Consider the following 24,199-nt stretch of genomic DNA (forward strand, 5'->3'; position numbering starts at 1 on the left):
ACCTTAGAACGCCGTGACCTCCAAGGCCATCACGGGCGCGGACCCGCTCTGGATGCGCGACAGGTGCATCGCCGTCGCGGGAAGCTGGCGCGCGGCGTAGTAGCGGGCCGTGGCGAGCTTCGTCTCGTAGAAGGCGCGGTCCCCGGTCCCAGCGCCAAGGGCCTCCTTGGCCGCTACCGCCATCCGCGCCCACATGAAGCCCAGGCAGACGTGCCCCATGAGGTGCATGAAGTCCGTGGCCCCGGCGAGCGCGTCGCGTGGGTTCTTGCCCGCCGTCCCCATGAAGTACATCGCGGCGGCCTGCAGGTCCTTGGACGCGGCCTTGAGCGGGTCGAGCACGCTGGCCTTCAGCTCCTCGTCCCCTTCATGCGCCTTGAGGAAGGCCTTGATCCGCTCGAAGAACCCCATCAGCGGCTTGCCTCCGTCGGCCGCAAGCTTGCGCCCCACGAGGTCGAGCGCCTGGATGCCGTTCGCCCCCTCGTAGATCATGGCGATGCGGGCGTCGCGGACGAACTGCGACACGCCCGTCTCCTCCACGTAGCCGTGCCCGCCGAAGACCTGCTGGGCGGCCACCGCCATCTCGAAGCCCTTGTCGGTCTGGAACCCCTTGATGACCGGGATGAGAAGCGAGATCAGCGCCTCGGCCTCGGCGTCGCCCATCCGGTGCGAGCGGTCGATCAGCGTGGCGCCCCACCAGGTCAGCGCGCGGGCCCCCTCGACGAAGCTCTTCTGGTCCATCAGCGTCCGGCGGATGTCGGGATGGACGATGATCGGATCGGCATCGGCCCCGTTCGCCTGTCCCGCGATGTCCCGCCCCTGGCGGCGGTCCCGCGCATAGGCGAGCGCGTTCTGGAAGGCGATCTCGGCCTGCGCGTAGCCCTGAAGGCCCACGCCGAGCCGCGCCTCGTTCATCATCGTGAACATGGCGCGCATCCCCTTGTGCTCCTCGCCCAGGAGGTAGCCGGTCGCCCCTTCGTAGTTCATCACGCAGGTGGCGTTCCCGTGGATGCCCATCTTGTGCTCGACCTTGCCGCAGGAGACGCCGTTGCGGGGGCCGAGCGAGCCGTCCTCGTTCACGAGGTACTTCGGCACGATGAAGAGGGAGACGCCCTTGATGCCCTCGGGCCCGCCGGGAATCTTGGCGAGGACGAGGTGGACGATGTTCTCGGACAGGTCGTGCTCGCCCGAGGAGATGAAGATCTTGGTGCCGGTGACGGCGTAGGTGCCGTCGCCGTTTGGAACCGCCCGCGTCCGCATGAGCCCGAGGTCCGTGCCGGCGTGCGGCTCGGTCAGGTTCATGGTCCCGGTCCACTCGCAGGTGGTCATCCGGGGCAGGTAGATGGCCTTCTGGGCCTCGGTCCCATGGGCATGGATGGCGTTCCAAGCCCCGTGGGTGAGGATCCAGTACATGTTCATGGCCATGTTGGTGGACACGAACGCCTCCTGCGAGGCGGTGTGCATGACGTGGGGGAGGCCCTGGCCCCCGAACGCGGGGTCGAGATCCACGCAGGTCCAGCCACCCTCGCGGATGGCGTCGAAGGCCGCCTTGAAGCCCGCTGGCGTGCGGACGACGCCGTTCTCGAGAGTGCAGCCCTCGCGGTCGCCGACCTCGTTGAGGGGGAGGAGGATGCCGGAGGCGACGCGGCCCGCTTCTTCGAGGATCGCGGCCGTGGTGTCCCGGTCGAGCTCCGCGTAGCCTGGGACGTCGTCCTCGCTCACCCGCAGCACGTCGTGAAGGACGAACTGCATGTCCCGGAGCGGGCTCTGGTAGCTCTGCATTCCCCTCTGGTCCCCCCTGTCGTGGTCGTCACGCGGCCGTGGCGCGGCCCTCCCGCTCGAGCTCGGCCCGGCCCCAGGCGAGCTGGTCCCTGAGCTCGACGATGGTGGCGTCGAGCGCGGCCCGCCGCTCCTCCATCTCGCGCAGATGATGCTCAGCGACCTCGCAGGCCTTGGCGAGCTGCTGGCGCCGGCCCTTGCCGCCCTCGTAGAGGTCGAGGAGCTGGCGAATCTCCTCGAGGGAGAATCCGAAGCGCTTGCCCCGCAGGATGAGCGTCAGGCGCGCGCGGTCGGCCTTGGTATAAAGGCGCTTCGTCCCCTCGCGGATGGGGAACAGCAGCTCCTTGGCTTCGTAGAAGCGGAGCGCCCGTGCTGTCACGTCGTACTGCTCGCACATCTCGCGGATGGTCATCAACTGATCGGTCATAACTGGGTTGGCCCTCTTGTTCTTGGCTCCGCCGTGGCTGGCGGGACATGGGCCGACTCATCCCATCCTACAAGCCCGAGGTGTGTTGACGTTAACGTAACGCGGCGTCACGTCGCAGTGTGCCGTGGGGTCAGACGAGGAGCGATTGTGCCGTCTCCTCACGGAGTTGGCGCAGCTCGTCCATGTTGGCTTCGATTTGCCGTTTCTCCTCGGCCATCTCGCCCAGCCGGCGGTCGGCCATGTCGAGGAAGGTGCGCATCTGCACCTCGGTCCCCTGGTGGTCGTAGATGAGGAGCCATTGCCGGATCTCCTCGAGGGAGAAGCCGTATTTCCGCCCCCTCAGGATCAGCGTCATCCGCGCGATCTCGCGTGGGCCGTAGAAGCGGGCGCGACCTTCCTTCTCGGGGAAGAGAAGCTCGATGTATTCGTAATAGCGAAGGGTGCGCGGCGTGACGTCGAACCGCGCGCACATCTCCTTGAAGGAAAGCCGGATCTCGGGAATCGTCTCTGGCATGGCCCCTCGCTGCGCGGCGAGCCTACCTTCGCGTCAGCGGAGCGGCAACCGCGCGACGCAAGGTTCGCCTTGCGGTCCCGGCGCAGGCTGGCAGGATCGCCTCATGACCGAGGACACCTCCGCCGCACCCATCGAGCACCGCGCCCGCCGCTTCGTGGCGGCGCTTCCGTTCGCACAGGCGCTTGGGCTCACGCTCGTGTCCTGCGGCGAAGGGCGGGCCGAGATGGAGATGCCTTGGGACGACCGCCTCGTGGGGGACCCCGCGACGGGGGTGATCCACGGCGGGGCGGTCTCCGCGCTGCTCGATACCTGCGCCAGCCTCGCGGTCATCGCGCATCCCTCGGGACCGGGTGGAACTGCGACCCTCGACTTGCGGATCGACTACATGAGGCCCGCGCGGCCCGGGCAGGCCATCCGCGCGCGGGCGGAGTGCTACCATGTCACCCGGACGGTGGCTTTCGTGCGCGCCACCGCGACGGATGGGGAGGAGCGGCCGCTCGCCACCGCGACCGGCGCCTGGACCGTCGAGGGCAGCCGCCCATGAGGGCCCCGCCCGAACCCGTGCAGGTCGTCAAGGGCCGGCGCGATGCCGCGCTGGAGCGGCTGGTGGGCGGCGTGCCCTTCATCGCGTTCCTCGGCATCCGCTTCGACCGGCGCGGAGACGAACTCACCGCCGTCCTTCCTTACCGCGAGGAGCTGGTCGGCAACCCCCTTCTGCCCGCGCTCCACGGTGGCGCCACGGCGGGGTTCCTAGAGACGGCCGCCATCGTCGAGCTCTCCTGGACCGCGATGTGGGAGGACCTGGAGGCCGGGCGGATCGCGCCCGACTCGCCGCTGCGGCTGCCCAAGACCATCGACCTGACGGTGGACTACCTCCGTTCGGGCCTCCCCCGCGACGCCTACGCCCGCGCTCGGGTGAACCGGTCGGGGCGGCGCTACGCGAGCGTCCACGTGGAGGCCTGGCAGGACAACCGGGCGCGGCTCTTCGCCCAGGCCACGGGGCATTTCCTGATGCCGGACGCGGGGTGACGGTCCAGGCGATCACCCACCGGCGGGTCCTGAGGATCGCGCTGCCCATCGTGCTGTCCAACGCGACGGTGCCGCTGCTCGGCGCCGTGGACACGGCGGTGGTGGGCCAGCTCGGCCTTGCCGCGCCCATCGGCGCGGTCGGCATCGGCGCCGTAGTCCTCAGCTCGATCTACTGGGTCTTCGGCTTCCTCAGGATGGGGACGACCGGCCTCACCGCGCAGGCGCAAGGCGCCGGGGATCGGGCCGAGGTGGCCGCGCTGCTCGCCCGGGCGCTGCTGATCGGGATCGGGGGAGGGCTGCTCCTGGTCCTCGTCCAGGGAGCGCTCTTCGCGCTGGCCTTCCGCGTCTCGCCGGCTTCCGACGAGGTGGAGGCGCTCGCCCGGCAGTACATGGCCATCCGCATCTGGTCCGCCCCCGCCGCCATCGCCGTCTACGGCATCAACGGCTGGCTCATCGGGCAGGAAAGGACGCGCTCGGTCCTCGTCCTCCAGCTCTGCACCAACCTCCTCAACATCCTGCTCGCCATCGGCTTCGTCCTGGGCCTCGGCTGGGGCGTGCCCGGCGTCGCGACGGCCACCGCGCTGGCCGAGGCCTCGGGCCTCCTCCTCGGCCTCTGGCTCTGCCGCGACGCCTTCCGGGGCACCGCCTGGAAGGACGCCGCGCGCGTCCTCGACCCCAACCGCCTCGGCAACATGGCCCGGGTCAACGCCGACATCCTGATCCGGACGGTGCTCCTCCTCTCCATCTTCGTGAGCTTCCAGTTCTGGGGCGCCGGGATGGGCGACGTGACCCTCGCCGCGAACCAGGTCCTGATGCAGTTCGTCAACATAGCGGCCTTCGCGCTCGACGGCTTCGCCTTCGCGACCGAGGCGCTGGTCGGCCAGGCCTTCGGCGCCGGCCGGATCGGAGAGCTGCGGCAGGGCATCCGCGTCGCCACGATCTGGGGTCTCGGCATGGGCCTGCTGCTCGGCCTCGCCTACCTTGCCGCCGGCCCCGCCATCGTCGCCCTGATGACCACCTCGCCCGAGGTGCGGGACGAGGCCGCCCGCTTTCTCCCCTGGATCGTGGCCGTCCCGCTCGTCGGCCTCCCGTCCTGGATGCTCGACGGTATCTTCGTGGGCGCCACCCGCTCGCGGGACATGAGGAACATGACCGTGGTCGCCGTGGCGCTCTACTTCGCCACCGCCTGGCCGCTCACGGCCGCCTTCGGCAATCACGGCCTATGGGCGGCCCTCACCCTGAGCTGGATGCTTCGCGCCGTGACGCTCGCCTGGCGCTATCCGGCGCTCGAACGGGCGGCCCTCGCCTGAGGCCTCAGAGCCAGCGGCCGCGGCCCGTCCCGACGGCCTGGGCGACGTTCGCGTACCCGTTTCGCTCCAGCAGCGAATCGAGCCCACGCGCGATGTCCCCTGCGAGCGACAGGCCCCCATAGGCCAGCGCGGTGTAGAGCTGCACCGCGCTCGCCCCCGCCCGGATCTTCTCGAACGCCTCCTCGGACGAGGACACGCCACCCACGCCGATCAGCGGCAAGGGCGTGAGCGTGGAGAGCTTGGCCAGGACCCGGGTGGACCTCTCGAACAGCGGCGCGCCGGACAAGCCACCCTTCTCGCCCGCATGGGGGCTGCGCAGCCCCTCCCGCGACAGCGTCGTGTTGGTGGCGACGATCCCGTCCAGACCGGCCTCGGTCGCCACCTCGGCGATGTCGGCGAGCTCGGCCTCGCTCAGGTCCGGCGCGATCTTGAGGAGGATCGGGATCGGCCGGGGCAGGGCGCCTCGGGCCTCCATGACCCGGGCCAGGAGCGCCGAGAGAGCCGCCCGGCCCTGCAGGTCGCGCAACCGCTCCGTGTTGGGCGAGGAGACGTTCACCGTGGCGAAGTCCGCGAGCGGCCCCAGCCGGGCCAGGACGCGGGCGAAGTCGCCGGCGCGGTCCTCGCTGTCCTTGTTGGCGCCAAGGTTCACGCCCAGAACCAGCGACGTCGGCCTCCGGGCCAGTCGCGCGGCGACCGCCTCCATCCCTTCGTTGTTGAAGCCGAAGCGGTTGATGACCGCCCGATCCTCCGGCAGGCGGAAGAGGCGGGGACGGGGGTTCCCTTCCTGCGGGCGCGGCGTGACGGCGCCGATCTCGGCAAAGCCCAGCGGGCAGCGCGCTAGGCCGTCCAGCGCCACCGCGTTCTTGTCGAACCCCGCCGCGACGCCGATCGGGTTGGGAAGCTCAAGCCCAGCGAGGCTCGTCCTCAGGCGCGGCGACGTGACGGGGCCACCGGTCGGTCCCATGCCCAGCCCCAGCGCCCTGAGCGCGAGGCCATGGGCCGCCTCCGGGTCCATGCGGCGCAGCACGCCCAGACCCGCCTGCTCGAACGCGCGCCTCACAGCGTCGGAAAGACGTGAAGGCCGCCCTCGAGGGGCAGGTCCTGGTAGAAGATCACGTCCTCCATCTGGAGCTCGCGGTAGAGGTGCGGGAACAGCGCCCCGCCCCGCGACGGCTCCCACTTCAGCGCCGGGTCGAGGCGCGTCTTGTCCAGCGTCAGCAGGACCAGCCCCTCCTCGCCCGCGAAGTGCTTCGCCGCGGTCTCCTCCACCTGCTCGGCCGTGGAGAGGTGGACGTAGCCGTCCGCGAGGTCCACGGGAGAGCCCGCGAAGCGGCCCTTTTGCGGCGAAGGCCTCCCATTCGGGGGCGCGCAGGATCTTGTAGTAGGCCATGCGGGGTGTGATGCGCCGGCCGGGCAGGCCGGTCAAGCGCGGCGGGATCGCTTCATCGTTCGTTAACCTTTCTCGTGTAAGGTCATCTTTGACAGCCCCGTCATCCGCTCCAGATTCCCGCTCAAAACAACAGGGAGACTTCCATGACCGTTCGCCTCCTCCTGTCCTCGACGGGAATCGCGCTCTGCGCCTCGACGGCCTTCGCCGACTTCGACCTGACGATCCTGCACACCAACGACTTCCATGACCGGTGGGAGCCGATCAACGCCTTCGACTCCACCTGCTCGGAGGAGGAGGCCGCCGCCAACGAATGCTTCGGCGGCATCGCCCGACTCGTCACCGCCGTGAACGAGGCGCGCGAGAGGGATGGGAACGCCATCTTCCTGAGCGCTGGGGACCACTTCCAGGGCTCGCTCTTCTACACGCAATACAAGGGGCCACGGCGGCCGAGTTCATGCCGAAGGCCGGCTACGACGCCACGACGCTCGGCAACCACGAGTTCGACGACGGCCCCACCGCGCTGGCCCCCTTCCTCGATGCGCTGAGCGCCGCCGGCATCCCGGTCGTCTCGGCGAACGTGGATGCGAGCCAGGAGCCGCTCCTGGCCGGCAAGTTCGCCAAGTCCGCCGTGGTCGAGGTCGGGGGCGAGAAGATCGGGATCGTCGGCCTGACGACGACCGAGACGCCCGAGATCGCCTCGCCCGGGCCGAACGTGAACTTCGTCCCCTACGACGCCGCACAGCAGGAGATCGACGACCTGACCGGGCAGGGGGTGAACAAGATCATCCTCGTGAGCCATGTGGGCTACGTCGAGGACCAGCGCCTCGCGCAGGAGCTGACGGGCGTGGACGTGATCGTGGGCGGGCACTCGCACACGCTCCTCAGCAACACCGAGGAAGGGGCCGCCGGGCCCTATCCGACCATGGTCAACAACGTGCCCATCGTGACGGCGCGGAGCTACGGCAAGTATCTCGGCGAGCTCCACGTCACCTTCGACGACGACGGCAACGTGACCTCGGCCTCGGGCGACCCGATCCTCCTCGACGCCTCGGTCGCCGAGGACCCGGACGTTAAGGCGCGGGTCGCGGAGCTGGCCTCGCCGCTCAACGAACTGCGGAACGAGGTCGTCGCAGAGACGTCGGACGACGTCGACGGCCAGCGCGAGACCTGCCGCGCCGTCGAATGCGAGATGGGGAACCTCGTGGCCGAGGCGATGCTCGACCGCGTCAAGGACCAGGGCATCACCATCGCCATCGCGAACGGCGGCGGCCTTCGCGCCTCCATCGACGCCGGGCCGGTCACGATGGGCGAGGTGCTGACGGTCCTGCCGTTCCAGAACACGCTTTCGACCTTCCAGACCGACGGCCAGACCGTCATCGACGCGCTGGAGAACGGCGCGAGCCAGATCGAGGAGCAGGCGGGCCGCTTCGCCCAGGTCGCGGGGCTCAAGTACACCATCGACCTCTCCAAGCCCGCCGGCAGCCGCGTGTCCGACGTGCAGGTGCTGGTCGGCGGCGACGCCTGGGCGCCCATCGACCCGGCAGCAACTTATGGCCTCGTCACGAACAACTACGTCCGCACCGGCGGCGACGGCTACGAGATGTTCATCGATGCGGAGAACGCCTACGACTTCGGCCCCGACCTGGCCGACGTGACGGCGGAATACCTCGCCGCACATCAGCCCTACGAGCCCTTCGTGGATGGACGGATCACAGTGGTAGGCACGTTGCCTCCGACGCCGGCCGAAGAGGCCGCTCCTGCCGAGGGCGGAGACGCGGCCTCCACCGGGGACGCGGCGCCTGCCGAGGGAACCACGACCGAGGCAGCTCCGGCGGAGGACGACGCTACGACCGGCGATGCCGATGCCTCGGGCGAGGCCGCGCCCGCCGAGGCGGAACCGGTGCAGTAGGAACAGGCCCCTTGCCGGTGGCGCCTTCGGGCGCCACCTTTGCCCCATGTGCGGACGCATGGCCATCACGCTGCCCCATGACGCCATGGCGCAGCTCTTTCTCGCGCAGCCGGCCAACGACCTGCCGGAGGTGCCGAACTACAACGTCTGCCCGACGCAGCGGATCGCCGTCTGCACGTCGGAGGAGGGGCGCCGCCTCTACCGCCCGATGCGCTGGGGCCTGATCCCGCCCTGGTACAAGGCCCCCAACGACGGGCCGCTGCTCATCAACGCGCGGAGCGAAACGGTGGCCGAGAAGCCCGCCTTCCGCACCGCCATCCGCGAGAGGCGGTGCCTCGTGCCCGCATCGGGCTTCTACGAATGGGACCGGAGCGACCCGAAGAAGCCTCTTCCCTGGTATGTGACCCGCGCGGACCGGGCGCCCATGGTCTTCGCCGCGCTCTGGCAGGATTGGGGACACGGCGAGGAGCGGGTGAGCACATGTGCCATCCTGACCTGTCCGGCCAACGCGCAGATGTCCCAGGTCCACGACCGCCTCCCGGTGATCCTGGAGCCCGAGGACTGGGCGCTCTGGCTCGGCGAGGAGGGCAAGGGGGCGGCGCGGCTCATGGAGCCGGTGCCGGACGGGGAGCTGACGATGGTGCGAGTCGGCACCGAGATCAACTCGAGCAAGGCCAAGGGCGACGGGCTGATCGTCCCGGTTCCGCTCAACCCGGCCTGATGGGGTTGCGCCGCGCCCGCCCATCAGCCTATATCGGCGGGCGCGCGGCTATGGTGTAGTGGTAGCGCCTCAGCCTTCCAAGCTGATGGGGTGGGTTCGATTCCCACTAGCCGCTCCAGTCCTACGACGGTGACGCCAAGCCATAGCGGATCCGACGCGCTGCAGTCCCTTTGGTCGTCTAGGCGCTGGGCCGACGTGTTCTGCAGCGGCCAAGTCATTCTGACACGTTCCAGAGGCCGGAAAGCCAAGCCATGCCACGGAGCAGGGGCGCCCGCATGAGGGGGCAGCTTCCGAGGCGGCGTCGCGTAGCAGCCTGTCGGCCTCCCGCTGCCGACGAGTCTTCAAGGTTGCCTCACGATCGGCCTGAGTTCCCATCGACCAGACCCCCCGTCGGGCGTCGATGGAAAGGAGCCGGGGGCGGGAATACCGGCATGGCGAGCCGGGCGCTCACGCCGCATAACCGATGGGCACCAAGCGGCGACACGCTCGCGGCGTTGCCGTGCACATGGTCCGACCAAGGGAAGAGAGTGTCATGTTGAAAAGCGGCTCAAAGTCCGGGTCCAAGGGGACCTCGAAGAATCACGGCGCCTCCTCGTCCCGCGTCGGGTCCGGGTCGGGAGCCGGCTGGACGCGAGGCGGGAACGGAGGGCACTCCTGGGCGGGATCGGGGCGGTCCGATGGCCGCAGCGGCTCGTGGTTCTCGGTCGGGGAGCCGCAAGGGTTCGGAGGTGAGCCGACCTCATACGACGCGCCCCTGGAGGCTTGGCAGGAAACGACAGGTCCCGGCCTGGGCGAGGGGCTGGGTCGGGCACTGGGCGAAGGGCTCGCCAACGGCTTGGGCAACGAGATCGGCGAGCGGTTCAGCGGAGGCGGTGGCTCGGTCGCCTTCTGGCGCGGCGTGGCGGCCTGTGCGCTCCTCGTGACAGCGATCGTGCTGGTCCTCCTCTTGGCTTCCTGAGACGGCCTGGGTCTTGCAGGGCGTTCAAGGCCTGTTGGATCTCAGGCAGAAGAGTTGGCCGCACAAACGGGTGATGTCCTTGGCCCGAGAGCTCGGCGCCGTGCGCTCTTGCCAGAGCGCACTTTCCCCTGCGCCGCGACCCGGGCGAGCGTGGCGGCTGAGCCAATCGGGCCTCGTCACTCTCCCCGAGCTGCCAGGTGAGGCCGGCTCCACTCCGTCCGGCCACACGCACTGCCCCGCGAGTCCGAGTGGCCCCCGGATCGAAGGCGCGCCCTGCGCACGGAGCACGCCTCGAACCGAACGCCGTCCCATCGGGCCCTGCTCGGCCCGTTCCTCCGAGATCAGAGGATGAAGTCGTCCTGGATCAGGTGGAAGCCGCCGACGGGCTTCACAAGGACCTCCAACTCGGCCGTGGAGTCGGCGTCGAGGTTCACGCGCACGTCCGTGTAGCCACTCGAAAGCTCCACGATCCGCACCTGGTTGGCGGCGGTGAACCCCAGGGTCCCTCGCCAAGAGAGCACCCCCCAGGCGAGGTCGCTCAGGTCGATCACGTCGCCGATCTGGAAGTCCTCGATTCGATCCTCGGTGGCGTAGTCGTTGGCCGGTGCCTCGCCGGGGAGGAAGTGGAAGGTGTCCACGCCTGCGCCACCATACATCACGTCGAGCCCGTCACCGCCGCGCAGGACGTCGTTGCCGTCGCCTCCATACAGGGTGTCGCCTCCGCTCTCGCCCCAAAGGATGTCGTTGCCCGACCCGCCGGAGAGCACATCGTTGCCCGAGCCACCCTGAAGGCTGTCCCGGTCGGAGCCGCCGTCGAGCCGATCCGAGTCGGCACCACCGCGCAGGACATCGTCGCCCGCATCCCCATCTAGCCGGTCCTGGCCGGCCGCGCCGGAGAGCTCGTCCGATCCGATCCCGCCATAGACCGTGTCGGCCCCGTCTCCGCCAAGGCCGATGTCGTTCCCGCCGTTGAGCCAGACAGAGTCGTTGCCGCCCAGTGCCCGCACGGTCTGAGAATTGTCCGAGTAGCTCTTGGAATCGCTCAGATTCGTCAGGGTATAGTTGTAGGTCGGCAGGGTCGGGGTGGAGACCGCAAAGCTGTAGGCGCCCGTGGGGCCGGGCGTTCCCTCGAACCGGAACGAACCGTCCACGTAGTCGTTGGCCGCGTGGTGCACCGCGACGAAGTAGGTGCCGGTCCGACTGGCCGTGAGGCTCAGGAACGGGTCGATGCTGGTGCCGTAGTTGTCGCTGCCTCCTACGCGCAGGCCCGTCTGGTCGATGATGTCGAGCTCGAGATCGATGACGCCGCTGTCGATGTCGAACTTGTAGGTCCCACCGGCGACGAGGGTCATGGCGAAGACATCCACGCCGCCCGAAGTCGCGATCGACTGGCTGGGCGCGACGCCCGAGAAGTAGGTCGGGTAGTCCAGCCCGGGATAGGACCCGGTGGTGAGGTCGGCGCGGTCGAGGTAGCCCGCGGAAGTGAGGGTGCTGGCGTCGAAGCTGAAGGTGAGCGGCATGATGGTCCCTGTGGCCGGTGGTGTGAGCCCCAGCTAGGTAGGGTCGCCGCGAGATGGAAAAGCGTGGGCCTGCAGGGCGTAAGCGGGCCGTCGCTATCGGATAACGGGACCCAGGGCGACGGTTGGCGACGGCGTCGTTGCGTTCAGCGTCGCTCGTTCGGGTTGAGGCGGATGAGTTCCGCGTTCAGCGCAGCGGCGAGCGTGACCCAGCCGAGGTAAGGAAGAAGCGCGACCCCCGCGAGCGTCGAGACGCGCCAATGCGCGATCATCGCTCCGAGAACGGCGATCCAGAGGAGGACGATGACCCCGAGGCCCAGGCGCAGTCGGTAGGTGCCGAAGACCGTGGGCGTCCAGAGCGCGTTGGCCGCGATCTGGAGGGCCCAGAAGGCGAGCGCCGTAGTGGCGCCCGGGCCTCCGATGGCCGCCACGCGAGCGCCGGCGAAGGCGATGAGGAGATACAACGTGCTCCAGGCCACCGGAAACACCCAGTTGGGCGGCGTCCAGTCGGGCTTGTGCAGGCCCTTGTACCATTCCCCCGTCGGGAACAGCCAGCCGGTCATGGCCGCGCAGCCGCAGGCCAGGAGGAAGATCAGGAACAGGAGCATCGCGACCTCTAGGAGAGACCCGGAGAGCTTGCCTGCCATGCGAGGGCCCGACAAGTTCAGATATCGCGAGCCAGAAGCTCAAGGTGTTCGGGAAAGTCGCGCGAGGGCACGGCCGCCTCGCGGACAAGGGTGTCGAAATGGCGGGTCATGGCCTGCACCCGCTCGGTGTCGCGAAAGGCCAGGTAGTTGCGGCCGAGGTAGAGCACCGCCAGGAGCGGCCCGAAGACGGTGATCGGCGCCGAGTAGATGCGGCGGGCGTCGTAGAGGTGGACCCGGAGCGTCGGATAGAGCTGCGCGTGCAGCTCGGTCATGCGCGCGATCTGGGCGCGGCGCAGGGGAGCGGGGACCCCCTCGTAGTAGCCCTGCGCCCGCGAGAAGCTGGCGAGTTCGTGGAGCGGCAGCGCGATCTCGTGGTCGGACTGGGCGCCCCGCATCCAGTCGAGTCGGTCCCGGCTCGCGCCGATGGACTGCTCGACGGTGCGGCCGAGAGCGGGCTCGTATTCCCAGTGGAGGATTTCCGGGGTCTTGAGCATGTCCGGCAGCGTCGCGGGCACATGGCGGATCTTGTAGCCGGCGGCCTCGCGGTGCCAAGCGAATATCTGGTCGTCCACGAGCGCGCGGGGGGCTTCGGTCATCGTGAGGGCGCCGGCGACAAGCTGCGCGGCAGGCTCCTGCCGGTCGGAGAGACCGAGAAGCCAATCGGCCGAGATGCCGAGCACGGAGGCGCATTCGGCGGCGACCTGGGCGTTGGGGAGCCGCGCGCCCTCGCGGTCGAGGAGTTGCGAAACCGTCGATCGGTCCACGCCGATGTCGCGGGCGAGCGCAGCCTGGGTGGTGCCGCGCTGCGTCATCGCGGCCTGCAGACGGTCGCGGAAGAGGGCGGAGCGGGAACGCTTGTCGAGTTTCGGAAACATCGCTTACCAGACGCAACGAAGTTGGATCGAAGTTGCGCAGATGTGGAATGGTCGCGTCAAGCCCGCAGGCGCATGATGCTCGCATGACCGCCCGGGACCGGCGGCGCAAAGGGACGACATGACAAGACTGCTCCGGGAGCCTGAGTGGCCGACCCTGGTGCTGGTGCTGGCCTGCTACGCGGGCTGGGCGCTGGCGGTGTTCTGGCTAGCGACGGTGTCGCTCTGGCTCGCCGTGCCAGCGGCGGCGTGGTTCATCGCTCAGCATTCCTCGCTCTGCCACGAGGCGATCCACGGGCACCCGTTCCGTGACTCCCGGCTGAACGCCCTTCTGGTGTTCCCTGCCTTGGCGCTGGTCGTCCCTTATGACCGGTTCCGCGACAGCCACCTCGCGCATCACCGGGATTCGAACCTGACGGACCCCTACGACGACCCGGAGTCCAACTACCTCGCCGAGCACGACTGGGCCGCGCTGCCTCTCTGGCTGAAGGCGGTGCTTCGGCTGAACAACACGCTGGCCGGGCGGCTCCTCATCGGGCCGGTCGTGGGACAGGTGTTCTGGGTCGGATCGGACTTCCGCGCGGCACGAGCGGGGGACCGGCGTGTGGCCGAGGGGTGGCTTCGGCACCTTCCGGCCATGGCGCTCGTGCTCGCCGTGGTGGCCGTCTCGCCGATGCCGGTCTGGGCCTACCTCGCGGGCGCCTATCTCGGGCTGTCGCTGCTGAAGATACGGACCTTTCTGGAGCACCAGGCCCACGATAAGGTGCGCGGCCGTACGGTGGTGATCGAGGATCGGGGGCCGCTTGCGCTGCTGTTCCTCAATAACAACCTCCATGTCGTGCACCACATGCACCCGCGCGTGCCGTGGTACCGGCTTCCGAAGCTCTACGGAGCCAACCCGGAGCGCTACCTTGGGGTGAACGACGGCTACCGCTACCGCTCCTATGCGGAGGTCTTCGCGCGTTACCTGTTCCGCCCGAAGGACCCGGTGCCACACCCGATCCTCCGCCGCGAGACCTCAGGGCCCGTCGCCGAAGCCGTGCATCCGGTGGGCCCACTGGTAACCCACGATGGCGCCCTTGAAGCGCGGTAGCAGCCAGAGCGACATCCCCACCGCGACCACCGTCAGGAACGTGGCGAAGACCAGCGGCTCGGGCCGGAAGGTCACCCAGACGAAGTGCATCAGGACCGCCACGATATGCCCCACGATGAGGATCGTGAGGTAGGCCGGTCCATCGTCGGCGCGATGATGCGAGAGCACCTCGCCGCAGGCGGGGCAACTGTCGGTGACCTTCAGGTATCCCTCGAACAAGCGACCCTCGCCGCAGTTCGGGCAGCGGCGGAGGAACCCGCGACGCACGGCCGGCCAGACCGGGCGCTCGTCCATGGTCTCGAGGACCGTGACGGCCGCCGGGGCGATGAAGCCGGGAGAAGGTTGGGCCGCGCGGGCGTGGTCGTCCATGACGGACCTCGTCGTTGGGGGAGGTGCCGGGCTGATCTGGACCCTGACGGCAGCTTTGAAAAGGCCCGGTACGCACCTTGCGGCGCCATGTCGCTGCGCCCCGCGACGGTGTGCGACGGAAACCGGCGGCTGTCCCGTTCAAGGGGCATGTCCGGCTCGAACGGGCCCGACGGAGCGATGGAAGAGGAGCCCAACGATGAGACGAACAATCCTGATGGCCGGTCTCCTGGCCGGCGCGACGGGCGCAGCGGCGTTTGCGCAGACCGCGACCGCCCCCAGGCCGACACCGCGCCGCCAGCCCAGGCCGAGGCCGTGACGCCCGTGCCTGGGGAGGGCTCCGAACCCCCACGGCCGAGGAGATACGCGACCTCATGGGGCAGATGCGCGACATGATGGACCGCATGGGCCGGATGCCCGGGATGAGCCCCGGCGGCGAGATGGGGCCCATGGGCGACATGGGCCCAAGGGGTGACATGGATCCCATGGATGACATGGGACCGAGGAGCGACATGGAGCGGGACGGACGGCGGGGAGGCCGCGGCGAGGGCGGTCCGGATGCGATGGGCGAGGTTCCCAACATGGCGCCGCTCGCGCTCGCGATCTACGACACCGACGGCGATGGCCGCATCACCCAGGAGGAGATCGAGGCCAGGAAGACGGCCCGCTTCGCCGCCGCCGATGCGGACGGCAACGGCGGGCTCTCGGCCGAGGAGCTGGTCGCTCTGCAGGAGGCGATCCGGCTGGAGATCCAGACGGCCGGCGCCGCCGAGCGCCTTGCCCGGTTCGACGACAACGGCGACGGCCTCCTCCAATCCGAGGAGATCGACGCCCGCACGCCCCAACTCGCGCCCATCTTCGATCGGCTCGATGCCGACAACGACGGCGGGATCACGCAAGAGGAGCTGGATGCGGGACAGATGGGGCGGGGTGGTCCCGGGGGATTCCTGGGCCGGTTCCTGGGCGGGCACGGCCGCCACGGCGGCTGACCGCGATGGGACCGGGCCTGAGCGGGGCCGGTCCCTTCCCCGGCGGGTTCCCTTTGCCCGCCGGGGGCACTATCCGGACAGGACCCGATGAGCCACCCCGCACGAGCGATGCCCTTGATGGACGAGACGCCCTTCGCCTCGCCCGCGCCCCTCGATGCCGAGGGGGCGTTGCTGCTCGCCTATGCCAACGGCGACAGGGAGGCGGCGCGGGAGTTGACGGTATCGCTGGCTCCGCGCGTTCTGGGGCAGGCCACGCGAATGCTGTCGGACCGGGCCGAGGCGGAGGACGTGACTCAGGAGGTCATGCTGCGGCTCTGGCACGTGGCGCCGGACTGGCGGCAAGGCGAGGCGCGGGTCGCGACCTGGCTCTACCGGGTCACTTCGAACCTCTGCACCGACCGCTTGCGTCGGCGACGCGGGGTGGGCCTCGACGACGTGGCCGAGCCGCCCGACCCTACGCCGTCGGTCACCGACCGGATGCAGGGCGAGGCGAGGATGCGGGCTCTTTCGGATGCCTTGGCCGCCTTGCCCGACCGGCAGGCCCAGGCCGTGGCGCTGAGGCACCTCGAGGGGCTCTCCAACCCCGAGATCGCGGCGATCATGGAAATCGGGGTCGAAGCGGTGGAATCACTGACGGCGCGTGGGAAACGGGCGCTCGCTGCGACGCTAAGGGGACGAAAGGAGGAACTGGGGTATGGCGATGACTGAACGGGACGACCTCGAGAACCTCTTCTCCGAAGCGAGGGCGCTGCGGCCCGAGCCCGGGGACGACCTGATGGCCCGCATCCTCGCGGATGCCGAGGCCGTCGCGGCGGAGCGCGAACGGCCTGTCCGGCCAGTGTCGGCAGGGCCGGGCTGGCGGAACTGGCTGCGGACCCTGGGCGGTTGGCCGGCGGTGGGAGGCCTCGTCGCCTCGACGGTGGCCGGGCTCTGGATCGGCGTGGCGCAGCCGGCCGCCTTGTCGGACATCGCCGCTTCCGTCTGGGGCGAGCAGGTGAGCGTGAACCTCGGGGTCGATGTCGATCCCCTGAGCCTTCTGGAGGGCTGAATGGCCGTCGAAACCTCTCCGCCCCGGGCCATGCCGCGAAGCCGGGCGCCTCGCCCGCCGCTGGCGCGCCGCTCTGGATGCGGGTGCTTCTGATGGTATCGCTCGCGCTGAACCTCCTCGTGGCAGGGGTGGTGATCGGCGACATCGTGAGCGACCACGGCCGCGGCCGTGGTCCGCGCCCGGTGGAGCTCGCGCTTGGTCCCTTCGCGCGCGCGATGGACGCCGCTGACCGCCGTGCGATCCTGCAGAGCCTCCGCGGCAACCCGGACCTCCAGCCGCTGTCCAAGGCGCAGCGTGCCGCTGCCTTTGGCGAGATTCTGGCGACGTTGAGGGCCGAGCCCTTCGATCGGATCCGCGCCGAGGCCGCCTTGTCGGCCCAGGCCGAGAGGATTCAGGGGTTGGAGCGCATGATTCAGGGCGCACTGCTCGATCGCCTTGCCGCCATGACGGCGGAGCAGCGCGCGGCCCTCGCCGATCGGCTGCAGGCCGAGTTGGGTCACGGACCAGGGCCCGACTGAACGGTCGAGCCCCGGACGGATTCCACGCTAGACGCCCAGGCACCAGCGCATGACGGCCTTCTGGGCATGGAGGCGGTTCTCGGCCTCATCCCAGATCACCGACTGCGGACCATCCATCACCGCGCTCGTCACCTCGTCCTCGCGATGCGCGGGAAGGCAGTGCATGAACAGCGCGTCCGGCTTGGCGGCGGCCATTAGGTGCTCGTTCACTTGGTAGGGGCGGAGCTGGTTGTGCCGCCGCTCCTTGGCGCTCTGCGGATCGTGCATCGAGACCCAGGTGTCGGTCACGATCAGGTCCGCGCCCTTCACGGCCTCGAAGGGATCGCGCTTGACCTGCACGCGCGATCCCTTGGACCGCGCGAAGTCGAGGTGCGCGGGGTCGGGGTCCAGCGTCGGCGGGCCGGTGAAGGTGATGTCGAAGCCGAGCTGCCCCGCCGCCTGCGCCCAGGAGGCGAAGACGTTGTTGCCATCGCCGGACCAGACGACCTTGCGCCCGGCGATGGGGCCCCGGTGCTCCTCGTAGGTCATGAGGTCGGCCATGATCTGGCAGGGATGGGTCCGGTTCGTCAGGCCGTTGATGACCGGGACGGTAGCGTATTCCGCCATCTCGAGGAGCGTGGCCTCCTCGAAGGTGCGGATCATGATGAGGTCGACGTAGCGGCTCAGGACCCGCGCGGTGTCGGCGATCGTCTCGCCGTGGCCGAGCTGCATGTCGGCGCCGGAGAGGACCATGGTCTGCCCGCCCATCTGCCGCACGCCCACGTCGAAGCTGACGCGGGTGCGAGTCGAGGGCTTTTCGAAGATCAGCGCGACCATGCGGCCCTTGAGCGGCTGCTCGTCGTCGGGGCTGCCCTTGGGGCGGCCATTGCGGGCGGACTTCATGCTCTGGGCATGGTCGATCATGGACCGGAGCTCGGTCGGGGCGGTCTTGTCGATGTCGAGGAAGTGCTTCATCGCGTCTCTCTTGCGGAAGGCCCCGGGGGTTTTCCACCCCCGGACCCCCGGAGGATATTGGGAGCCAAGGAAAGAGGTTAGGCGGCCTTCAGGCTGCTCGCGGCCTGGTCGAGTCGTCGGAGGGCCTCGGCGATGTCCTCGTCGGGGATGTTGAGCGGCGGCAGGAGACGGACGACGTTGTCGGCGGCGGGAACGGTCAGGATGCCGGCGTCATAACCCGCCTTGACGAAGTCGGCGGGGGCGACCTTGGTCTTGAGGCCCAGCATCAGGCCCGTGCCGCGCACGCCCTCGAACACGTCGGGACGAGAGGCCACGAGCCCTTCGAGCCCCTGCCGGAACAGGCCGGCCTTCCGGCGCACCTCGGCAAGGAAGCCCTCGTCCGACACGATCCCCATGACGGCGGCGCCCACGGCACAACCCAGCGGGTTGCCTCCGTAGGTCGAGCCATGGGTGCCCACGGTCATCACGCTGCCCACCTTCTCGGTGGCGAGGACCGCGCCCAGCGGGAAGCCACCGCCGATGCCCTTGGCGACCATCATGATGTCCGGGGTCACACCCGCCCATTCATGGGCGAAGAGCCTGCCCGTCCGGCCTATCCCGCACTGCACCTCGTCGAGGATCAGGAGTGCGCCAGTCTCGTCGCAGAGCGCCCGGAGTTCCTTGAGGCAGGCATCAGGGAGGGTGCGGATGCCGCCCTCGCCCTGGATGGGCTCGATCATCACCGCGCCGACGTCAGGCTCGCGGATGACCTTTTCCAGCGCTTCCTGGTCGCCCCATGCGAGCTGCGTGAACCCCGGAAGGAGGGGGCCGAAGCCCTTGGTCATCTTCTCGGACCCGGCGGCGGCGATGGCGGCGGAGGATCGGCCGTGGAATGCCCCCTCGAAGGTCAGGATGCGGGTGCGGTCGGGGCGGCCGTGGTCGTACCAGTAGCGCCGGGCCATCTTGACGGCGAGCTCGGCGGCCTCGGTGCCCGAGTTGGTGAAGAACACGGTGTCGGCGAAGGTCCTGTCCACAAGCATCTCGGCCAGCCGCTCCTGCTCCGGGATGCGATAGAGGTTCGACAGGTGCCAGACCTTCCCGGCCTGCGCCGTCAGCGCCTCCGTCAGGGCCGGGTTCGCGTGGCCGAGGGCGTTGACGGCGATCCCGGCGCCGAGGTCGAGGTATCGGCGGCCGTCCTCGGCATAAAGCCAGGCGCCTTCGCCGCGCTCGAAGGAGAGGGGCGCGCGGTTGTAGGTGGGCAGGACGGCAGAAATCATGGACTGGCCCCGGAAATGGAAGGCCCTTCGATGCAGGAGGGCCGGAACGGTGTCAACGGGAGGACGAGCGGGAGCAGGCCCCGAGAGGGGCCGGAAGGTCAGCGTCGACGTCGGACAGCGAGGCTCTGGCTCATGCAGCGGCCATAGAGGCTGACCCGAGGGCACGCAAGCCTAAACTTCGACCCAGATCGTCACCGGGCCGTCGTTGACGAGCGAGACCTTCATGTCGGCGCCGAACCGGCCCCGGGCGACAGGGATGCCGAGCGCCTCGACCTCCTTCGCGAACATCTCGTAGAGGCGTTCGCCCTCGGCCGGTGGTGCGGCATAGGAGAAGCCCGGCCGGTTCCCGCGCGAGGTGTCGGCGGCGAGCGTGAACTGGCTCACGACCAGGGCGCTGCCGCCGGTGTCCTTGAGCGACAGGTTCATCTTGCCCGCATCGTCCTTGAAGACGCGGAGCTTGGACAGCTTCTCGGCCAGGATGCGGGGCCTCGTGTCGTCGTCGCCCTGCATGGCGCAGACGAGGACCAACATCCCCGGCCCGATCTCCCCGAGCGTCTCGCCGTCCACGCGCACGGCGGCCTCGGAGACGCGCTGGACCAGGGCCCTCACAACTCGTGCGCCCAGGGCGGGTTGGCACCGGGACGGCTCACGGTGATGGCGGCGGCGCGGACGCCAAGGGACAGCGCGTCGCGCAGCGCCTCCTCGTCGAGGGAACGGATCGCGGCCTTGGTCAGGAGCCCGGCTTTCCAGAGCGCGGCGAGGACTCCCGCGTTGAAGGTGTCGCCCGCGCCGACGGTGTCAGCCACGGTCACCCGGGGGGCGGGAACCTGGACGTATCCGACCCGTGTATGGCCGACGGCGCCCCGGGCGCCCTCGGTGACGCAGACGAGGCTTGGTCCCAGGTCGAGGATCTTGCGTGCCTGGTCGTGGCTGTCGCCCGCCCCCACGAGCCAGTGCAGGTCCTCGTCCGAGAGCTTCACGATGTCGGCGCGGCGCAGCATTCGCTCGATGCGGGCGCGGTAGCCTTCCTCGTCCGTGATGAAGCTCGGACGGATGTTCGGGTCCACCATGGTGACGCGACGCGGCGCCTCACGCGCCTGGAGCGCCTCGTAGGCCGTGGCGGCCGGTTCGCCCACCAGGGAGATGCCACCGAAGAAGAGCGCCTGCGTGGCCTCGCCGAGGACGGGAAGGTCGTCGGGCGAGAGCATCCGGCCGGCGGTGTTCTCGTCGTAGAAGGTGTAGGTCGCATGACCGTCCGTCAGTCGGACGAACGCCAGCGTCGTCGGGCGGGGCGAGACATGGGCCGGGGAGGTGTCCACCTTGGATTCCCGAAGCACCTGTCGCAGCAGGTCGCCGAAGAGATCCGACGAGAGGCCCGAGAAGAACCCCGACGGCGCGCCCAGGCGCCCGATCGCGATGGCGGTGTTGAACACGGCGCCGCCCGCATAGGGCGCGAAGGCGGACTCGCCCGCCGGGGTAGTGCGGGGCAGCATGTCGATCAGCGCTTCGCCGCAGGATAGAATCATTCCGGGGCCTCTTGGTCGGTTCGCTGCCCTAGTAGCGTCATTGAGTCCGGATGTAACCGTTCGCCACCGCCCATTGGTAGACATAGGCGGCCCCGCCGGCGAGAATGAGCCCTGCGAGCACGGCAAAAAAGATCTTCCACTTGGACCAGGGACGCTCGCCCTGGACCTTGCCGGTCTGGCCATTGACCACGAAGCGGAAGCTCCGGTCCTGGAACCTGTAGGCGGCCATCCAGACGGGCAGCAGGACATGCTTGAAGGTCACTTCGCTGACGACCGTCTGCTTCGAGATGATCTGCTGATGGTCGCCGCCGATGTCGCGGCGGATGTCGCCCTCGATCACCTGGTCCATCTTGGTGCGGGCGAGGGTGAATCCCTCTTCCAGCTCCACCTGGTAGGCCTCGGCCGCGAAGCCGGAGAGGTAATCCGGCCGGTAGGGCGCGAGCGCGCCAAGGTCCCAGGGCTCGAGCGCGTCGGTGTGCGTGCGGGGAAGGCTGTTCGACGCCATCACCAGAACGTCGTTGAAGAAGCGCGCGACGTGGCCGCTGACGTTGCGCCAGCGCGTGTGCCGCTCCTGATAGGTCTCGGTCCGGCCGTTCACCGTCCGCGTCTTGGTAACGTAGTAGTCGTCCCCTCGCCGCCCCCGGTAGTCCGTCGCGGTGTCGGCGTCGAAGGTCCAGTAAGGGACGTAGATGCCGTCGAGCCTACGCCCTTGCCGGGCGTATTCCTTGAGACCGTTCGGCGCGAACCAGAGCGACCCCAGCCAGTCGAACATCGCCTTGTGCGCCGTCCGCTCGTCGATCTGGAAGGGGATGAGGGCAGCAGGCTTGATGTGGCGGCTGATCCCGGCCTGCGCGACGAGGGGCGTGGCGCAGAAGGGGCAGACGGTGGCCTGCGTTCCCTCGGGGAAGGAGGTCTCGGCCCCGCAGTTGGGGCACTTGAAGACCCGCGTCTCCTCCTTCTCGGCGGTCCGCTGCATCCCCGCGATGGTCTCGGAGTAGTCGATCTCCTGGAGCGCCTCCTCCTGCTCCTCCTCCGCGCCTTCGGGAATCTGCTGGACGTGGCCGCAATAGGGGCAGGTCAGAGAGGTCTGGCCGGGGGCAAAGACGAGCTGGGCCCCGCAGTTCTCGCAGGGGAAGCGGTGGTCGGGCATGAAGGTCCCCTGGAGGCGCGGTCTAGGCGAAGGTTATGCGAAGGGGCCGGGCGGGTGGCAACACCCGCCCTCTGTGTGGAACCGTTCCCGTGGCTCCGGCGTCGGGGTCAGCCGGCGGGCGGCGGGGGCGGGGGAACCTGGGCAAAGACGGAGGCGAGGGCGCCCACCTCCCCGGCCTTCTTCCAGCCGTCCTGGCCGGCGGTCCAGACGAGCGAGTCGCGCGTGAGCGTGCCCTCCCGCGCCATGCGGGACAGGTCGCCGCTGCCGAACGGACCCTTCGTCTGCCCGTTGTCGGCGAGGTGCCATTGCGTCTCGGCCGGAGGGGGAGGCGGCGGGGGCGGGGCGGAGGCGGCCGGCGCCGGCTCGGCCGGACGGGCGCCCCAGGGACCGGCGGCCCCGGCCATGCCGATGCCCATCCCCATGCCGAGGCCTGCGCCCATCCCGCCGCTCGGGTTGGCGGCGGCGGTCGTCATCGCCTCGGCGGTCGAGAACTGCTGGTATTTGTGCAGGTCTCCCACGATCCCCATCGAGGTGCGCTTGTCGAGGACCTTCTCGACCTCCTCGGGCAGCGAGACGTTCTCGATGTAGAATTCGGGGATCGAGAGGCCATAGGCCGTGATCGTGGGCATGATCGCGTCGGCCACGATCTTGCCGAGGTCGCCGGTGTTGGCCGCCATGTCGAGCACCGGGATCTTGGACCCGGCGAGGACCTTGCTGACCTCCTGCACGACGACGTTGCGGATCTGGGTGTTCACCTCGTCGGTCGTGAACTCCCCGTCGGTGCCCACGATTTCCTTGATGAAGGTGCCGGGGTCGGTGACGCGCATCGAGTAGGTCCCGAAGGCGCGCAGGCGCACGGGGCCGAATTCGGGGTCGCGGCACATGATCGGGTTCTTCGTGCCCCACTTCTGGTCGTTGAAGCGGGTCGTGTTGACGAAGTAGATCTCGGACTTGAAGGGCGACTTGAAGCCGTAGGGCCAGCTCTGGAGCGTGGTCATGATCGGCATGTTGTTGGTCTGAAGCTCGTAGAGCCCCGGCCCGAACACGTCGGCGAGCTGTCCCTCGTGGACGAAGACGGCGGCCTGCCCCTCGCGGACGGTGAGCTTGGCGCCGTACTTGATCTCGTGGCCGTAGCGCTCGAAGCGCCAGACCATGGTGTCGCGGGTGTCGTCCGTCCAGGCGATGACGTCGATGAACTGGCCGGACAGGAAGTCGAAGAAGGCCATGGCGGGCAGCTCCTGAGTGGGTGGCGGCCGGGGCGACGCCCCGGGCCGGGCGCGTCCAGATATAGCGATGACAGGGCCGTTTCGCTACGTCGGGCTTTCCTGACCTTGCGGGCCCTCAGACCGGGCCGCCCACCAGCTCGGCCGCGATCCGCTGCACGATCGGCGTCGCCTCGTCGATGGTCATGCCGGTCCTGAGGCGCGGGTCGTAGAGCATCTGGAGGAGGAGCTCGTCGTGGCGCGTGAGCAGCCCGAACTCCTCGTCGTCGTTGAAGATCGACGGGCGCGCGGTCGGGCTGTCGTTGGCGAGGCCCATGCCCTGGGCCAGCTCCTCGTGGATGCAGGCGGTGCGCAGGAGGTCGGGATGCTCGGCCCGGATGAGGGCGACGGCCTGCGTGTAGCCCGACCCCTCGCCCGAGCCGAAGGCGATAACGAGGCAGAGCGTGGAACGCGGCAGATTCGTGAAGGCGCGCACCGAGGACTCGGCGATTCCGGGCACCATGTCGCGCAGCTTGGGAGCGAAGTCCCTGCGGTCGTCCTCGCTCAGGACCGCCACGTGGAAGTTGGCATTGCCGCTCACCTGCTCGATCGGCACGCCCGTGAGGCGGGAGAGGCGCGCGGCGTAGGCCTGGACGCTGGCGCGGTCCTTGGCCGCCTGCCCGGCGGCGACCGAAGGGCCGAAGACCATCTCCATGCGGACGGGCTGGTCCCAGCGGCGCAACCGGCTGAGCTGCGCCTGGGGCGTGCTGGTGTCGGCCCCGGGGGCGTATTCGTCGTAGAGCGCGATCTGGATGAAGTCGCGCGCCAGCATCGTGTCGGTGAAGGGCGCGTCCTCGTCGCCTGCGTCCCCGCGCAGGAGCCCCTGGGCCAGGAGATCCTCCTGCAGGTGGCGGTAATACTCGGAGAGGGCCAGGCTCTCCTCCGAGGGCGGAGGCGGCGCGACCGGCTCGGTCTTCGGCGCAGCCGTCACGGGAGCGGGCGGCGGAGGCGCGGGCCGCACCGCGGG

General features: G+C 69.4%; 26 protein-coding genes, 1 tRNA gene and 1 pseudogene. 12 read left to right on the plus strand and 16 right to left on the minus strand.

Annotated elements, in window-relative coordinates:
- Positions 1–3: 3 nt before the first annotated feature.
- The 3 genes from RUMESO_RS13230 to RUMESO_RS13240 all read right to left on the minus strand — a co-directional run bounded on the left by RUMESO_RS13230 (position 4) and on the right by RUMESO_RS13240 (position 2,717).
- Positions 4–1,779: an acyl-CoA dehydrogenase gene (locus RUMESO_RS13230; RefSeq protein WP_037280941.1), complete on the minus strand. Its 1,776-nt coding sequence runs from the start codon at positions 1,777–1,779 to the stop codon at positions 4–6.
- Between the two features lie 28 nt (positions 1,780–1,807).
- The gene (locus RUMESO_RS13235) at positions 1,808–2,203 is read right to left on the minus strand and encodes a MerR family transcriptional regulator (protein WP_037280943.1); all 396 of its coding nucleotides are present in this window, start codon (positions 2,201–2,203) and stop codon (positions 1,808–1,810) included.
- A gap of 130 nt (positions 2,204–2,333) precedes the next feature.
- The gene (locus tag RUMESO_RS13240) at positions 2,334–2,717 is read right to left on the minus strand and encodes a MerR family transcriptional regulator (RefSeq protein ID WP_425414906.1); all 384 of its coding nucleotides are present in this window, start codon (positions 2,715–2,717) and stop codon (positions 2,334–2,336) included.
- A 103-nt stretch (positions 2,718–2,820) separates the two neighbouring features.
- Here RUMESO_RS13240 and RUMESO_RS13245 point away from each other — a divergent pair, with 103 nt between their 5' ends.
- The 3 genes from RUMESO_RS13245 to RUMESO_RS13255 are packed head-to-tail and all read left to right on the plus strand — an operon-like array spanning position 2,821 to position 5,056.
- Entirely contained in the window at positions 2,821–3,261 is a 441-nt protein-coding gene (locus RUMESO_RS13245) for a PaaI family thioesterase (protein ID WP_037280945.1), read from the plus strand.
- Positions 3,258–3,746: a PaaI family thioesterase gene (locus RUMESO_RS13250; protein WP_037280947.1), complete on the plus strand. Its 489-nt coding sequence runs from the start codon at positions 3,258–3,260 to the stop codon at positions 3,744–3,746. The genes RUMESO_RS13245 and RUMESO_RS13250 overlap by 4 nt, the downstream gene beginning before the upstream one ends.
- The gene (locus tag RUMESO_RS13255; protein WP_037280949.1) at positions 3,743–5,056 is read left to right on the plus strand and encodes an MATE family efflux transporter; all 1,314 of its coding nucleotides are present in this window, start codon (positions 3,743–3,745) and stop codon (positions 5,054–5,056) included. The genes RUMESO_RS13250 and RUMESO_RS13255 overlap by 4 nt, the downstream gene beginning before the upstream one ends.
- A gap of 4 nt (positions 5,057–5,060) precedes the next feature.
- On the opposite strand, the gene RUMESO_RS13260 is transcribed toward RUMESO_RS13255, so the two are convergent.
- Both RUMESO_RS13260 and RUMESO_RS13265 read right to left on the minus strand, forming a co-directional pair.
- Entirely contained in the window at positions 5,061–6,116 is a 1,056-nt protein-coding gene (locus tag RUMESO_RS13260) for a quinone-dependent dihydroorotate dehydrogenase (protein WP_037280951.1), read from the minus strand.
- Positions 6,113–6,370 (minus strand): DUF952 domain-containing protein, encoded by a 258-nt coding sequence (locus RUMESO_RS13265; RefSeq protein ID WP_342670780.1) that lies wholly within the window; start codon positions 6,368–6,370, stop codon positions 6,113–6,115. The genes RUMESO_RS13260 and RUMESO_RS13265 overlap by 4 nt, the downstream gene beginning before the upstream one ends.
- Before the next feature lie 219 nt (positions 6,371–6,589).
- Between RUMESO_RS13265 and RUMESO_RS13270 the strand changes: the two are divergent.
- The 4 genes and pseudogenes from RUMESO_RS13270 to RUMESO_RS27860 all read left to right on the plus strand — a co-directional run.
- Positions 6,590–8,160 (plus strand): annotated as a pseudogene (locus RUMESO_RS13270) (bifunctional metallophosphatase/5'-nucleotidase); the annotation flags it as partial.
- 241 nt (positions 8,161–8,401) lie between these two features.
- Positions 8,402–9,076 carry an SOS response-associated peptidase gene (locus RUMESO_RS13275; RefSeq protein WP_037280953.1) on the plus strand — a complete coding sequence of 225 codons (675 nt, stop codon included), beginning with the start codon at positions 8,402–8,404 and terminating at the stop codon, positions 9,074–9,076.
- A 44-nt stretch (positions 9,077–9,120) separates the two neighbouring features.
- Positions 9,121–9,194: transfer RNA gene (locus tag RUMESO_RS13280), tRNA-Gly, on the plus strand.
- 717 nt (positions 9,195–9,911) lie between these two features.
- Positions 9,912–10,034, plus strand: coding sequence for a hypothetical protein (locus tag RUMESO_RS27860; protein ID WP_281177565.1), 123 nt, complete (start codon positions 9,912–9,914; stop codon positions 10,032–10,034).
- Between the two features lie 341 nt (positions 10,035–10,375).
- Here RUMESO_RS27860 and RUMESO_RS13290 read toward each other — a convergent pair whose 3' ends face one another.
- From RUMESO_RS13290 to RUMESO_RS13300, 3 genes are all read right to left on the minus strand, one after another.
- The gene (locus tag RUMESO_RS13290) at positions 10,376–11,554 is read right to left on the minus strand and encodes a pre-peptidase C-terminal domain-containing protein (protein ID WP_051521314.1); all 1,179 of its coding nucleotides are present in this window, start codon (positions 11,552–11,554) and stop codon (positions 10,376–10,378) included.
- Between the two features lie 143 nt (positions 11,555–11,697).
- Entirely contained in the window at positions 11,698–12,159 is a 462-nt protein-coding gene (gene tspO, locus RUMESO_RS13295; protein ID WP_037280987.1) for a tryptophan-rich sensory protein TspO, read from the minus strand.
- Between the two features lie 56 nt (positions 12,160–12,215).
- Entirely contained in the window at positions 12,216–13,073 is an 858-nt protein-coding gene (locus RUMESO_RS13300) for a helix-turn-helix domain-containing protein (protein ID WP_037280957.1), read from the minus strand.
- A gap of 118 nt (positions 13,074–13,191) precedes the next feature.
- Here RUMESO_RS13300 and RUMESO_RS13305 point away from each other — a divergent pair, with 118 nt between their 5' ends.
- Positions 13,192–14,163, plus strand: a complete 972-nt coding sequence (locus RUMESO_RS13305; RefSeq protein WP_082484031.1) for a fatty acid desaturase — start codon at positions 13,192–13,194, stop codon at positions 14,161–14,163.
- Here the strand turns inward: RUMESO_RS13305 and RUMESO_RS13310 are convergent.
- Positions 14,089–14,457: a DUF983 domain-containing protein gene (locus RUMESO_RS13310; RefSeq protein ID WP_037280991.1), complete on the minus strand. Its 369-nt coding sequence runs from the start codon at positions 14,455–14,457 to the stop codon at positions 14,089–14,091. The genes RUMESO_RS13305 and RUMESO_RS13310 overlap by 75 nt on opposite strands.
- 446 nt (positions 14,458–14,903) lie before the next feature.
- On the opposite strand from RUMESO_RS13310, the gene RUMESO_RS13315 reads away from it, so the two are divergent.
- The 4 genes from RUMESO_RS13315 (at position 14,904) to RUMESO_RS13330 (ending at position 17,084) form a co-directional block, all read left to right on the plus strand.
- Positions 14,904–15,518, plus strand: a complete 615-nt coding sequence (locus RUMESO_RS13315; protein WP_082484035.1) for an EF-hand domain-containing protein — start codon at positions 14,904–14,906, stop codon at positions 15,516–15,518.
- Positions 15,519–15,635: 117 nt separating this feature from the next.
- Positions 15,636–16,226, plus strand: coding sequence for an RNA polymerase sigma factor (locus RUMESO_RS13320; RefSeq protein ID WP_037280995.1), 591 nt, complete (start codon positions 15,636–15,638; stop codon positions 16,224–16,226).
- On the plus strand, positions 16,213–16,566 hold the full coding sequence (locus RUMESO_RS13325) for a hypothetical protein (RefSeq protein WP_037280997.1): 354 nt from the start codon (positions 16,213–16,215) through the stop codon (positions 16,564–16,566). Before RUMESO_RS13320 ends, RUMESO_RS13325 begins: the two co-directional genes overlap by 14 nt.
- 92 nt (positions 16,567–16,658) lie before the next feature.
- Positions 16,659–17,084: a periplasmic heavy metal sensor gene (locus RUMESO_RS13330; protein ID WP_281177566.1), complete on the plus strand. Its 426-nt coding sequence runs from the start codon at positions 16,659–16,661 to the stop codon at positions 17,082–17,084.
- 27 nt (positions 17,085–17,111) lie between these two features.
- Here RUMESO_RS13330 and argF read toward each other — a convergent pair whose 3' ends face one another.
- From argF to RUMESO_RS13365, 7 genes are all read right to left on the minus strand, one after another.
- Positions 17,112–18,038, minus strand: coding sequence for an ornithine carbamoyltransferase (gene argF, locus RUMESO_RS13335; protein WP_037280961.1), 927 nt, complete (start codon positions 18,036–18,038; stop codon positions 17,112–17,114).
- Between the two features lie 77 nt (positions 18,039–18,115).
- The gene (locus RUMESO_RS13340) at positions 18,116–19,294 is read right to left on the minus strand and encodes an aspartate aminotransferase family protein (protein ID WP_037280962.1); all 1,179 of its coding nucleotides are present in this window, start codon (positions 19,292–19,294) and stop codon (positions 18,116–18,118) included.
- Positions 19,295–19,465: 171 nt separating this feature from the next.
- A complete protein-coding gene (gene dtd / locus RUMESO_RS13345; RefSeq protein ID WP_037280964.1) occupies positions 19,466–19,903 on the minus strand; it encodes a D-aminoacyl-tRNA deacylase in 438 nt (145 codons plus the stop codon).
- Positions 19,900–20,820 (minus strand): carbohydrate kinase family protein, encoded by a 921-nt coding sequence (locus RUMESO_RS13350; protein WP_037280966.1) that lies wholly within the window; start codon positions 20,818–20,820, stop codon positions 19,900–19,902. The genes dtd and RUMESO_RS13350 overlap by 4 nt, the downstream gene beginning before the upstream one ends.
- Before the next feature lie 37 nt (positions 20,821–20,857).
- Positions 20,858–21,970, minus strand: coding sequence for a TFIIB-type zinc ribbon-containing protein (locus RUMESO_RS13355; protein ID WP_037280968.1), 1,113 nt, complete (start codon positions 21,968–21,970; stop codon positions 20,858–20,860).
- 107 nt (positions 21,971–22,077) lie between these two features.
- Entirely contained in the window at positions 22,078–23,196 is a 1,119-nt protein-coding gene (locus RUMESO_RS13360; protein WP_037280970.1) for an SPFH domain-containing protein, read from the minus strand.
- Between the two features lie 115 nt (positions 23,197–23,311).
- The coding region (locus tag RUMESO_RS13365) for a DUF2927 domain-containing protein (protein ID WP_245639275.1) at positions 23,312–24,199 on the minus strand (888 nt) is incomplete at its 5' end.

The organism is Rubellimicrobium mesophilum DSM 19309 (genome assembly GCF_000600335.2).
Lineage (GTDB): Bacteria > Pseudomonadota > Alphaproteobacteria > Rhodobacterales > Rhodobacteraceae > Rubellimicrobium > Rubellimicrobium mesophilum.